General features: G+C 32.4%; 14 protein-coding genes. All 14 read left to right on the top strand.

What is annotated here, in order from left to right; genetic code table 11:
* Window positions 1-14: 14 nt before the first annotated feature.
* The 14 genes from fliJ (at window position 15) to AC0N0V_RS18430 (ending at window position 12,724) form a co-directional block, all read left to right on the top strand.
* On the top strand, window positions 15-452 hold the full coding sequence (fliJ, locus tag AC0N0V_RS18495) for a flagellar export protein FliJ (RefSeq protein WP_474460150.1): 438 nt from the start codon (window positions 15-17) through the stop codon (window positions 450-452).
* Window positions 453-475: 23 nt separating this feature from the next.
* A complete protein-coding gene (locus AC0N0V_RS18490; protein ID WP_474460148.1) occupies window positions 476-1,825 on the top strand; it encodes a flagellar hook-length control protein FliK in 1,350 nt (449 codons plus the stop codon).
* A gap of 102 nt (window positions 1,826-1,927) precedes the next feature.
* A complete protein-coding gene (locus AC0N0V_RS18485) occupies window positions 1,928-2,470 on the top strand; it encodes a flagellar hook capping FlgD N-terminal domain-containing protein (RefSeq protein WP_474460145.1) in 543 nt (180 codons plus the stop codon).
* A gap of 31 nt (window positions 2,471-2,501) precedes the next feature.
* On the top strand, window positions 2,502-2,891 hold the full coding sequence (locus AC0N0V_RS18480) for a TIGR02530 family flagellar biosynthesis protein (protein ID WP_474460142.1): 390 nt from the start codon (window positions 2,502-2,504) through the stop codon (window positions 2,889-2,891).
* A gap of 95 nt (window positions 2,892-2,986) precedes the next feature.
* The gene (locus AC0N0V_RS18475) at window positions 2,987-4,000 is read left to right on the top strand and encodes a flagellar hook-basal body complex protein (RefSeq protein WP_474460140.1); all 1,014 of its coding nucleotides are present in this window, start codon (window positions 2,987-2,989) and stop codon (window positions 3,998-4,000) included.
* A 97-nt stretch (window positions 4,001-4,097) separates the two neighbouring features.
* The gene (locus tag AC0N0V_RS18470) at window positions 4,098-4,286 is read left to right on the top strand and encodes a flagellar FlbD family protein (protein ID WP_474460138.1); all 189 of its coding nucleotides are present in this window, start codon (window positions 4,098-4,100) and stop codon (window positions 4,284-4,286) included.
* A 289-nt stretch (window positions 4,287-4,575) separates the two neighbouring features.
* Window positions 4,576-5,097 (top strand): flagellar basal body-associated FliL family protein, encoded by a 522-nt coding sequence (locus tag AC0N0V_RS18465; RefSeq protein ID WP_474460136.1) that lies wholly within the window; start codon window positions 4,576-4,578, stop codon window positions 5,095-5,097.
* A gap of 28 nt (window positions 5,098-5,125) precedes the next feature.
* A complete protein-coding gene (gene fliO / locus AC0N0V_RS18460) occupies window positions 5,126-5,536 on the top strand; it encodes a flagellar biosynthetic protein FliO (protein ID WP_474460134.1) in 411 nt (136 codons plus the stop codon).
* A gap of 37 nt (window positions 5,537-5,573) precedes the next feature.
* On the top strand, window positions 5,574-6,305 hold the full coding sequence (fliP, locus tag AC0N0V_RS18455) for a flagellar type III secretion system pore protein FliP (RefSeq protein WP_474464587.1): 732 nt from the start codon (window positions 5,574-5,576) through the stop codon (window positions 6,303-6,305).
* Between the two features lie 10 nt (window positions 6,306-6,315).
* A complete protein-coding gene (fliQ, locus tag AC0N0V_RS18450; protein WP_474460132.1) occupies window positions 6,316-6,585 on the top strand; it encodes a flagellar biosynthesis protein FliQ in 270 nt (89 codons plus the stop codon).
* A gap of 65 nt (window positions 6,586-6,650) precedes the next feature.
* Window positions 6,651-8,477 (top strand): fused FliR family export protein/FlhB family type III secretion system protein, encoded by a 1,827-nt coding sequence (locus AC0N0V_RS18445; RefSeq protein WP_474460130.1) that lies wholly within the window; start codon window positions 6,651-6,653, stop codon window positions 8,475-8,477.
* Window positions 8,478-8,601: 124 nt separating this feature from the next.
* Entirely contained in the window at window positions 8,602-10,641 is a 2,040-nt protein-coding gene (gene flhA, locus AC0N0V_RS18440) for a flagellar biosynthesis protein FlhA (RefSeq protein WP_474460127.1), read from the top strand.
* The gene (gene flhF, locus AC0N0V_RS18435; RefSeq protein WP_474460125.1) at window positions 10,641-11,852 is read left to right on the top strand and encodes a flagellar biosynthesis protein FlhF; all 1,212 of its coding nucleotides are present in this window, start codon (window positions 10,641-10,643) and stop codon (window positions 11,850-11,852) included. Before flhA ends, flhF begins: the two co-directional genes overlap by 1 nt.
* Complete coding sequence (locus AC0N0V_RS18430) at window positions 11,846-12,724, top strand: MinD/ParA family protein (RefSeq protein ID WP_474460122.1); 879 nt, start codon at window positions 11,846-11,848, stop codon at window positions 12,722-12,724. Before flhF ends, AC0N0V_RS18430 begins: the two co-directional genes overlap by 7 nt.
* The last annotated feature ends 10 nt before the right edge of the window (window positions 12,725-12,734 follow it).

The raw sequence follows: 12,734 nt of genomic DNA, 5'->3' as shown, positions 1-12,734 counted from the left end.
ATGGGGGTTAATAAATGGAACAGTACAAATTCCGACTCCAAAAACTTCTTGATATAAGAATAGATAAAGAAGAAGAGAGTAAAAGAAATTTTAAAGATGCTCAAAATGAAAAATTAAAAGTAGAGGAAAAATTAAATAGTCTTAAAGACAATTATAATAGATATAGAGAAATTAGTGGTTCCGAATCAGCTATAGAACGTAAGATTAAACATGTTTATCTGAATGCTGTAAACTACAGTATAGCAGAAACTACGGAGGAACTAAAGAAGAAGGAAAAAGTTTTACAGGAGAAGAGAGAAGAACTTAAAGAAAAACAAATTGATAGAAAAACTGTACAGTCCTTAAAGGAGAAACAAGAGTCAGAGTTTATAAAGGAACAAAATTTAATAGAACAAAAAATGAATGATGAATTTGCACTATATGCTTTTATTAGAAATCATGAAAGTGTATAAAACTTTGAAAGGAGGTGAAACAGTTGAAGGTAGATATTATGAATATAAACACTGCAATTACACAAAAAAGCAATATTAAAACTTCTAAAGACTATGATTCTTTTAACAAATTGTTTGCTAGAGCATCTTATGGAAATGATAAGAAAAATATTAATAATGATTTTAAAAGTGTAGCAAATCCTTCAAGTGAAAGTAGAAGAAGTGTTGATAATTATAATCAAGAAAATAGAGCAAGTAGTAAGTTAGATGATGATAGTACAAAACCAGTTCCAAAAGAAATAAAGGATGAATTAAAAAAGTCTGGAATGTCTGATGAAGAAGTTGATAAGATAAATTCTTTAAAAGATTTAAAAGAAAAAGTAGAACCAGATAAGCTTATCAGTATACTTTTATCTTTTATGAATCTTAGTGGAGATAGCTTGGATTTTTCCAATTTAAAATCTCAAATTGGAGATGAAATTAAAGAAATTTTAAATTCTAATCCACAAGAATTTGTAAATATTCAAGACCAGGCACAGCTAAAGAATAAGCTAATAGATGGATTGTTTGAAAAAATATCTAATCAAGGATTTGTAGGCAGTAAGCAAAATGAAAATCTATTAGCAAAGATACAAGTAGAACTTGCAGCAGCGTTAAAAGAGAGCTTAAAAGATGTAAAAGGGACTGAAAAAGATCAAAAAGATGCATTATCAGATTTAAAGCTTGTATCGAAGAATCTTAGTTCTCAGGAAGCAACAACGGCAATTAGCAAAAGTAAAGTTGGTGAGAACAGCGAAGATGATTCCACAAAGTTTAGTAGTAATTCAAAAACTGAGGATGGCTTCTTAAAAAACCTTTTATCAAATGATAATGATAAAATATCTAGAGTTACTAGCTTTATGTCCCATTTAAATAACATGAAAGTAGATAATGGGGCTGTTGCAGCAGATTTAGAAAAAGTAATTATAAACAAGAACACATTTAATGCAGATATGATAAAAACTTTAAAGTTTATGCAGACAAATGATATGAAGGAATTGACAGTTAAGATAATGCCTAGGGAACTAGGAGAAGTAATAATAAACCTTACCATGGATGGTGGGGCTATGAAGGCAACTATAACTGCTGCCAATAAGGAAGCATATAATCTATTAAATTCAAATTTACAAGATATAACTAATAAACTTCAGAATAATGATATAAAAATTCAAAATCTTACACTTAATATTTATAATGAAGATACTACTTTCTTTAAAAATGGCAATGGTAGGGAAAGAAGTAGTAATGGTGACCAGAGAGAAAGAAAGACAAGTGAAATAGGTGCTATAGGTGAAGATATGAATGAAGTAGACAACCTAAGTGAAGTGGACAGTAATGTAGATATGTTAGCATAACTCTTATGATTTCATTTTAACAATTAGTGAGTATTCAACGTATATTAAGAATGGCTTAGGGGAAATAAATAATTTAGTTTTATTCTAAATGGAGGTAAAAATATGGCAGGAACTATTGGAAGCACACAAGATACTAAAAGTTTATTAGATAAGATCAATGAAGCTAATGCAACTAAGACTTCAAGAGGTACTAGAATTGTAAAACCAGGACAGGAGATGGACAAGAATGCATTTCTTAGAATATTATCAGCTGAACTAGGAAATCAAGATCCTACAAATGCAAAGGATGGTACCGAGTATGTAGCTCAAATGGCACAGTTTGCCGGACTTGAGCAAATGGCTAACTTAAACGGAAGTATGAAGCTTTCGAGTGCAAATGGGCTTATTGGGAAAATGGTAAGTTTAAGAAAGCTTGATGAGAAGGGCAATCAGTATGTTGGTCAGGTAGTGAATGTATCTAAAAATGGTGATGACATTAAACTAGGTGTGCTAACTGGACAAGAAAAAGATAAAGATGGCAATTTAGTTGATATATTCCACGACTTTAGTATGGATGATGTGGTTAGTATTGAGGATATGAGTTATTGGGCATCGACTAATGGTGTCACAACAACTGAACCATCACAGACAACAGAAGGTAAATAAAGTAGTATGAGCAGCAGAGAGAAGTGATTGTATGGGATATAGAGTTATTAATGGTAAATTGCATTCAACTACTGATTTGCAGCCATATAAGAATACTGATAGAGCAGAAACAAAAAATTCTGTAAACTCTTTTAAGGATATATTAGATAAACAGATTAATAAAAAAGAAAGCTTTGTTATATCGAATCATGCAGCTGAAAGATTAAAGCAAAGAAATATAAACTTTAATGAAGATGATATGAAGAATATAAATGATGGGATAAATAAAGCGGAAGAAAAAGACTGTAAAGAATCTTTGATTCTTTACAAAGATACTGCACTAGTTACTTCAATAAAGAACAGAACTATTATTACTGCAATGGCTAAGGATGATAGTACCGGGAATGTCTTTACTAACATTGATAGTGTAGTTATTTTATAAGCAGCTGGACCGATACTTGGAGGCTGGCTTTGTGGACCGAATGAAACAAAGCAGAACAAATGATGTAAAAATAAAAAAATTTGGAGGTAAAAATTATGTTACCATCGATGTACTCAGGAATTAGTGGACTTAAAGCTAATCAAAAGAAATTAGACGTAATTGGAAATAATATAGCTAACTCAAGTACTACAGCATATAAATCACAGAGAATAAGATTTCAAGATATGGTGAGCCAGAGTGTTTCAGAAGCATTAGGCCCAGGGATTAATACTGGTGGAGTTAACGGGAGACAGATTGGTCTTGGAGTTCAAATAGCTGGTATAGATACTAGCACACAAACGGGAAATATGCAGCCTACTAGCAGAAATTTAGATGCTGCTATTGATGGACCAGGATATTTCATGGTAGCGAAAGGACAATTAGGTGATACTGCAGCTTTAGCGTTAACAGATACTAACGGTATTGATGCAGAACAAGAGACAAGTTTAAGCACATTTTTTACTAGGGATGGTTCATTCACTTTAGATAGTAAAGGTAGTTTGCTAACTGCAGATGGATACAGAGTTTTAGGATACACTGTAGGCGAGGCCACAATAGATTATAAGGTTGATGATCCTACATCGCAAGCGACTATAACTTTCCAAAATGCTAATGCGGCAGGCCTTACTGCAAATACGGATAAAGGTTTAGTGCCACTTGTAATACCAGATGTTGTTGGAGAAGGGGAAGATGCAAAAAGGGTACAATCTTTCTCTATAGAAAAAGATGGATTAGTAAAAGCAGTTTTATCTGATGGTTCAGTTTCGGTACTTGGACAAGTAGCAATGGCATCTTTTAAGAATGATGCTGGACTTAAAAAGCTTGGAAAGAATCTATACCAAAACTCAGCAAACTCTGGAGAAGCAGTGGTAAGAAGTGGAATAGGGGCAGATACTGACAATAGCAAGGGGTATGGAGATATGCTTCAAGGTATGCTTGAAATGTCTAACGTAGATTTAGCAGAACAATTTACTGATATGATAGTTGCAAGTAGAGCTTTCCAAGCGAATGGAAAGATAATAACAACTGGAGACGAGATACTACAGGATTTGGTTAACTTGAAGAGATAATATTATGGCTAAGAGTTAGGAATGAAGAGTTAAGGAAATTTTTAATCTTCCTTAACTCTTCGCTCTCAAGTCTTAACTAAAAAAAGGTGGGATATTAATGATAAAACTCACAGGTTTAGACAGCAAAGAATATATATTAAATGCGGATCATATAGAAAAATTAGAACAAATTCCTGAAAGTGTAATTACTTTGACTAATGGGAAGAAGTACTTAGTGAAAGAATCTAATGAAGAAATAATTAGAAAAGTTATAGAATATAAGAGAAAAATTTACAGTGGACCATAAATAAGTACTCTTTTTAAAATAAAACAGTAAATTTATTGTATGTATTTAGATTCAAAGTTTATTTATGTAATATAGTCCAATGAATGATATCTATAAAAAGACAAATAAATTGATTATAATTATTATATGATATGGATACGACGGCGGTTAAGTAGAATTTATATAAAATAATGTGTAATCTAAGTATAATATTTTTTAACCTTATAGAATTAAGCTACATATTCTATAGGGGATATATTATAACTGTGGTATAATTATTTATTTTTTACAATAAAAGGAGATAAGTGGCATGGAAAATAAAAAGGAGAAAAAAGGCGGCAGTAAAATCAAAATTATTGCAATAATAGTGATAGCGCTTATTGTAGTTGGTGTTGGTGGATATTTTGGATACACAATGTTTCTAAAAGACAGGGGAGAAACCTCGAAGCAGACTACACATACTACTCAACAAATTGCAGTACAACAAATACCCCAGGCAGCAATGAATGCTAACTATTTAGATCAAGTAGTTTCAGAAAAGACTTTTGAACTTGGTGAATTTTTAGTTAACTTAGCCGACGAAGATGGAAAGAGATATTTAAAGGTAAAAATTTATCTTGGGCATAACGAAAAAAAATTAGATGAAGAGTTGGAAGCTAAAAAGCCAGTTATAAGAGATGCAGTCATCTCTATTTTAAGAACTAAGAAAGCAGCAGATATAACCCCTAAGAACATGAATAATATTAAGTTAGAAATTATTCAAAGGGTAAATTTAATGTTTAAAGAAGGTCAATTAAACAACGTTTATTTCTACGATATTTTAGTTCAATAGCTTTTCAAATAAAGAAGGAGGAGTGTAAATGGATTTACAATTTTGGTGGATGCTTTTAAAGATAGCAATATTTTTACCGTTTATACTTTTACTTATATACGCCTCTGTAAAATTTGGAGGAAGTAAGCTTCAGGATATTCAAAATGGAAGATATATAAGAGTTCTTGAGAGAGCAGCTATATCAAAAGAAAATAGCATTTTAGTAGTTAAGATAGGTGAAAAAGGATATATAATGGCTTCTACTAATGGCAAGCTTGAAATACTTTCCGAATTAGAAAAGGAAGAGTTGCTAAAGGTTGAAGCTTTAAGAGCTATACCGCAATATGACAACTTAAAAGATTTTTATCAGAAGTCAGGTATGAAAAGTATTTGTGCGTCATCTAACTTAGAGAATATTTGTAAAAAACTTAAGTTAAAAAAGGATGGTGTAGATGAATAAGAAAAATAGTACAATCTTAATAACAATATTAGCTTTTATGTTTGTATCAATAGTATTTCTAGCAACTAAAGTTCATGCGGCACCAGAGACCCTTCCTATTCCTAAAATTAATATCTCAGTAGATAATGCAACTACACCACAGCAGTATGTAGGAAATATAAGATTACTTATAATGCTGACAATTCTTTCTTTACTACCATCCTTCATTATGATGATGACAAGCTTTGTGAGGATTGTAGTGGTTTTCGGCTTTTTAAGGAGTGCACTTGGAACACAACAAGCACCTCCTAATCAGGTTTTAATTGGACTAGCATTGTTCTTAACAGTGTTTATTATGTCTCCTGTTTATAATAGAATTAATCATAATGCGATAGAACCTTATATGAATAATCAAATAACCCAAGACGTAGCTATAGCCGAAGCAGCAAGGCCTCTGAGAGAGTTTATGCTAAAGCAAACAAGACAAAAAGATTTTCAGTTATTTATAGATGCAGCAAAGTTAGATTATAAAGTCACTAAAGATAATGCTCCACTTAATGTTGTTGTGCCAGCTTATATGATAAGTGAATTAAAAACAGCTTTTCAAATTGGATTTCTAATATTTATACCATTTTTAATAATAGACCTAGTTGTTGGTAGTGTGCTTATGTCGATGGGAATGATGATGCTTCCGCCAGTTATGGTGTCGCTGCCTTTTAAGCTTTTATTATTTGTTATGGTAGATGGATGGTACTTGATGGTAAAATCGTTAATTATGAGTTTTTCGTGAGGTGAATTAAGTGAGCGAGAATTTAGTAATAGGTATAATAAAAGATGCACTTCAGACGGGAATTTTAGTAGCAGCACCTATACTCTTAATATCTATAATTGTTGGGCTTATTGTAAGTATATTTCAAGCAACTACTCAGATACAAGAGCAAACTCTAACTTTTGTGCCCAAGCTTATTGCAGTGGCATTGGTAGGACTTATAGCAGGAAACTGGATGCTTCATCAGCTGGTTAGTTTTACTGAGCGAATTTTTGGTTATATAGCACACATAACCCAATAGATTGTTTATGAAATGTGAGGCTAGCTTTTAGCCAATAGCTTTCTAAAATCCGGAGGTGAAAAATATTGATAGATACGTTGTATTTTACAGCACTAATACTTGTAACAATAAGAATGTTTGCTTTTTTCATAGTAGTTCCAGTATTTTTCCCAAACGGTACTCCAAACATTGTAAAAGTAGGACTAACTTTAATTATGGGCTATGTTTTACTACCAGGAATCGATTATTCTAATGTTTCCACTATAAATAATAACTTACCTTTTTTTATAAATGTTATGAATGAAGTAGTTGCAGGACTTACATTAGGATTTATAGTTAACCTATGTTTTACAGCAGTCAAAATAGCAGGTAGCCTTATAGATATGCAAATTGGATTTTCGATGATGACTATGTTTGATCCAACCTCAAACAGTAATAGTACACTACTAGAACAGTTATTGTATTGGTTTAGTTTAGTAGTTTTTTTTATAGTAGATGGTCACCACATGCTTATAAAAGCATTAATGGAAAGCTTTAATGTTATTAAACTTGGAAACTTTTTTTTAAGCCAAAGTTCTATAGAACTTATATTTAAAATTTTTGCTGAATACTTTGGCATAGCGTTGAAAATAGCAATACCTATAGTATTGATAATATTTATAACAGATTTAACTATGGGACTTATTGCAAGAACAGTTCCACAGATAAATGTAATGATACTTGGATTACCAGTAAAACTACTTGTAGGACTTTCAGCTTTTGCCTTTGCTCTTCCTATATTTTTAAAGGTTATAGAAAACTCTTTTCATGAACTACCAGATGCAATAAAGGGATTTTATAAAACCATACCCTTACTTATAATATTTGCATCTGATGATAAAACAGAAGAGGCTACTCCAAAGAAAAAGAGTGAAGCAAGGAAAAAAGGTCAAGTAGCTAAAAGTAAAGAAGTAGGTTTAGCACTTACACTATTATCTTCGACTATTGTGTTATTAACTTTAGGTGGTTATGCAGGAAATGCATTAAAAAGTACATTAATTACTTTTTTAAATAATTATTTGACCATGTCACTAGATTATAACAGTGTACAGAAAATATCTTTCATAGTGATATGGAGATTATTAATAATATTCTTGCCAATAGTAGTCCCAATAATGGCTATGGGAGTACTTGCAAGCTTTCTTCAAACAGGTGTGCTCTTTACATTTGAACCATTGAAACCAGATTTTGCTAAGCTAAATCCTATAAATGGATTTAAGAGAATGTTCTCTATGAGATCGGTAGTAGAAGTAATAAAGAATGTGATCATCATAGGTATCGTTGGATATGTTGGTTATAAATTCGTATTAGACAATTATGTAACTATTTTAAAATTAGGAGACTTGAAACCAGCAGCAGTAGTATCTGCAGTAGGAAGTCTTACAGTAAGCATTTTCTTTAAAATAACTATGATAATGGTAACTATAGCTTTAATTGACTATGTTTATCAAAGATATCAGCATAATAAGGACTTAAAAATGACTAAACAGGAAGTAAAAGAAGAGTTTAAACAACAAGAAGGAAACCCTGAAATCAAAGGTAAGATTAAGCAGAAACAAAGAGAAATGGCAATGAGAAGAATGATGCAAGAAATCCCAAAAGCTACTGTTGTAGTAACAAACCCAACTCATATATCAGTGGCGCTTAGATATGCAGAGGGGCAAGAAGCACCAAAAGTTGTAGCAAAGGGAGCTGACAGCATAGCGTTAAAGATAAAAGAAATGGCTAAAGAAAATGATGTGCCAATTATTGAAAACAAGCCTCTCGCGAGAATGATGTATGCACAGGTGGAGATTAATGAGGAAATCCCTGTGGATATGTATCAGGCGGTGGCGGAGATATTAGCGCTGGTTTATAAGCTTAAGAAGAAGTAGTGTTGAATTTGGATCTTACGTATGGATATGGAAAAAATTGAATTGAGGGTTGATGAAGTACTCTTCTGTAGCCCTTAACTCAAAAAGGGGTGATATTTTGGAAAGTAGCAAAAAAAGGTTTAGTATGAAAAATAACATTGATATAATAATGGCTTTTGTGGTTATAGCAATAGTTCTTATGATTATAATACCATTGCCCTCAAAGTTATTAGATGTACTACTAGCTTTTAATATAACAATATCCGTAGTAATCATACTTTTAACCTTGTTTACCACAGAAGTGCTACAGTTTTCAGTGTTTCCAACCTTGCTCTTAATTACCACACTATTTAGACTAGCACTTAATATATCATCTTCAAGATTAATACTTAAGGATGGTTTTGCTGGAGAGGTAATTGAGGCATTTGGTGGATTCGTTGTTGGTGGTAACTATATAGTTGGAATAATTATTTTCTTAATCATAGTAATAATACAGTTCATAGTTATCACAAACGGTGCTGGTAGAGTATCTGAAGTATCGGCAAGATTCACACTAGATGCTATGCCAGGTAAGCAGATGAGTATTGATGCAGATTTAAATGCTGGTATGATTGATGAGGTTGGAGCTAGAGAAAGAAGAAAGAAGCTTCAACAGGAAGCAGACTTCTATGGAGCTATGGATGGAGCTTCTAAGTTCATAAAAGGAGATGCTATAGCAGGTCTTATAATTACAGCAATCAATATTTTAGCGGGTATAGTTTTAGGTGTTGTTATGTTAAAGATGGATATAGGAACAGCAGCACAGACGTATACAAGACTTACTATAGGCGACGGTCTTGTAACACAAGTACCGGCACTCTTAATATCAACAGCGTCAGGTATACTTGTTACCCGTTCAGGAAGTGATGAGAACTTTGGTACATTAGTAGTAAAGCAGTTGACAGGTTTTCCAAAGGTTATAGGGATAGCTTCAGTAGTTCTTATGTTCATGGCTATCATACCTGGATTACCACACTTAGCCTTTGCAATTCTATCAACTGCTTGTGGAATAGCGGCCTTCCTTCTTTATAGAGAAGAAAAGGAAAAGATTATAGAGCAAATTGAGATAGAACAACAAGAAATAACTGAAATAGAAAGTAAAGAACCTGAAAATGTAATGAGTCTTATATCCGTAGAGCCAATGGAAGTAGAAATTGGCTATGGGCTTATCCCGCTAGCAGATGAAACTACAGGAGGAGATTTACTCCAAAGAATAACTTCTGTTAGACGTCAATGTGCAATAGAAATGGGGATAGTAGTTCAACCTATTAGAATAAGAGATAATCTTCAGTTAAAAACTAATGAATATGTGTTAAAAATAAGAGGAACAGTAATAGCAAAATCAGAAGTTATGCCAAGTATGCTTTTATGTATGGATCCAACAAACGGAGAAGTAGAAATACAAGGAATTAGAACGGTAGAGCCATCCTTTGGACTTCCTGCACTATGGATAAATAAAGATCAAAGAGAAGAGGCAGAAATAAAGGGACTAACAGTAGTTGATCCTACTACAGTTATGGTTACGCACTTAACAGAAACTATAAAAAATCATTCTTATGAATTATTAGGAAGACAGGAAGTAAAACTAATTGTTGATTCTGTTAAAGAAAAATATAGTGCAGTAGTTGAAGAACTTATACCAGATCTTTTAACTATAGGTGAGCTTCAAAAAGTACTCCAGAATTTATTGAAAGAGAGAGTTCCAGTAAAGGACATGGTAACTATAATGGAATCACTTGCAGATAACTCTAGAACTACAAAAGACATTGAGATACTTACAGAGTATGTGAGATTTGCCCTTGGAAGAAGCATATGTAATCCTCTAGTGGATGAGAATGGTGCGGTGACTGTAGTTACGCTAGATCCACAAATAGAGGATTTAATAGCGAATAATATACAAAAATCTATGCAGGGGTCTTTCCCAGCTATAGACCCAGATACCACAGGAAGAATATTGAATTCAATAAAAAATATGCTTGACTCTGTGTACTTCTACGAAAATCAACCAATAGTTTTAGTATCGCCGAAAGTAAGACCGGCATTTAGAAAACTTATTGAAATGGTATTTCCAAGTGTAAATGTACTGTCGTTAAATGAAATACCAAATGATATTGAGATAAGAACTGAAGGGGTGATTTCAATATAATGATTATAAAAAAGTATAGAGTTACTAGTATGAATGAGGCAATGACTCGTATAAGATATGAACTTGGGAAAGATGCAGTTATTGTAAGTCAAAGAAAAGTAAGAAAAGGTGGATTTTGGGGATTTTTCTCTAAAAAAATACTTGAAGTTACAGCCGCTGTAGACAATAATAAAGATGAGAGCAATGAAAATATGCAAGAAAGCATCGAGGCAATTAAAAGATTAATGAGTAATAAGCTTACAGAGGATGTAAGTTTAGATAAAACAGTAAACGAGATACAAAATAAATATAGCAATAAAATAAAAATCGAAGACAAGAAAGTTGAAGTTAAGGAAAGTAAAGCTATCGATAATGAGAGTAACTTTCAAAGTAAAAATGAAGATGTTATTAAAGAAATGCAAGAAATGAGAACTATGTTAAGTGAAATGATCACAATGTCTGCAAAGGGTGATTTAAGCAAAAGCAAAACGGAAGTAAGGCTAGAGAGTTGTGACATAGATTATAAATCTATTAAGAAAATATTGAACAAACTGAGTCAGTCTGAGAGTAGCAGACCAGAAGAAGAAAGGCTCAAAGAAATAGTGGCGGATATGATTCAGGTAGTCCCTGCTAAGCTGGACAATGCAGTAGTACTTGTTGGGCCGACCGGCGTAGGAAAAACTACAACTATTGCAAAACTAGCTGGCAGACTTGCACTTATTGAGAAGAAGAAGGTTGGTCTAATTACTATAGACACTTATAGAATTGGCGCAGTAGAACAGTTAAGAACCTACGCTGATATTATGAATATACCATTTAGGGTAGTATTTACAATGAAGGATATGGAAACAGCGGTAGAAAGCATGAGTGATTGCGATGTGATTTTAATTGATACAACGGGAAGAAGCAGTAAAAATACGATGCAAATTTCAGAACTAAGAGCTTTTGTTGATAAAGTAAACACAGATAATATTCATTTGGTGATAAGTTGTACTACAAAGAATAAGGATATAGAAGTAATAGTTAATGGATATAAAGAGCTGAATTATAATAGTGTAATAATTACTAAATTAGATGAAACCTCCACTTACGGCTCTATATTAAATATATTAGAATGTGCACAAAAACCAATAAGCTTTGCTACTACAGGTCAAAACGTTCCAGATGATATAAAGGTGATGTCTTCAGCAGAATTAACTAATCTTATACTGGGAGAGGATATTATATGCTAGATCAGGCACAAAGATTAAGACAATTGGCAGAAAATGAAAAAGCAAAGGAGAATAAGCATAATTCTAATATATCAAGACCTAGAATTATTACTGTAACCTCTGGAAAAGGTGGAGTAGGGAAAAGTAATTTTGTAGTAAACTTAGCTATATCTCTTCAAAAAATGAATAAAAAAGTATTTATATTTGATGCTGATATGGGAATGGGGAACGATGACGTGTTAATGGGGTTTCTACCTAAATATAATGTTTATGATGTAATCTTTGGGAATAAGAAGATAGAGGAAGTAGTAATTGAAGGTCCTCACGGGGTAAAGCTTCTTCCAGGTGGAACTGGAACGACTAGGCTTGAAGAGGTTTCTCAAGAGAAAAGAGATGAATTTATCGAAAAGTTATCTAGTTTAAATGACCTTGACTATATAATAATGGATACAGGTGCAGGAGTAAATAGAACAGTACTTGGATTTGTAGCATGTTGTCAAGATCTAATAATTATTACAACACCAGAGCCTACATCTCTTACTGATGCCTATAGTCTTCTCAAAGCCGTAAATTATTTTAAGATAAAAGATTCTGCAAAAGTTGTGATTAATAGAACTATAGATGATAGTGAAGGAGAATACACCTTTAATAAATTTAACAATGCAGCAACCAAGTTTTTAAATATAAAGTTAGACTATTTAGGAAAAATATCTGAAGATAAAAAACTTGTTCAAGCAGTAAGAAAACAAGAACCTTTTGTAATAAAATATCCTAAATCAGATGCAGCAAAGGATATTGAGTATATAGCAGAAAAAATTTTAGGGTTAGATTCAAATAAAAAAGGAAGCAGTGTTCAGGACTTATTTAAAAAGATATTTAATATTTTTGCATAAGGAGTAAAAG

The sequence above is a fragment of the Clostridium sp. CS1-1 genome (assembly GCF_056135525.1).
Note: the sequence above shows the minus strand (reverse complement) of the source record. Positions and strands in the feature narration are given on the sequence as shown.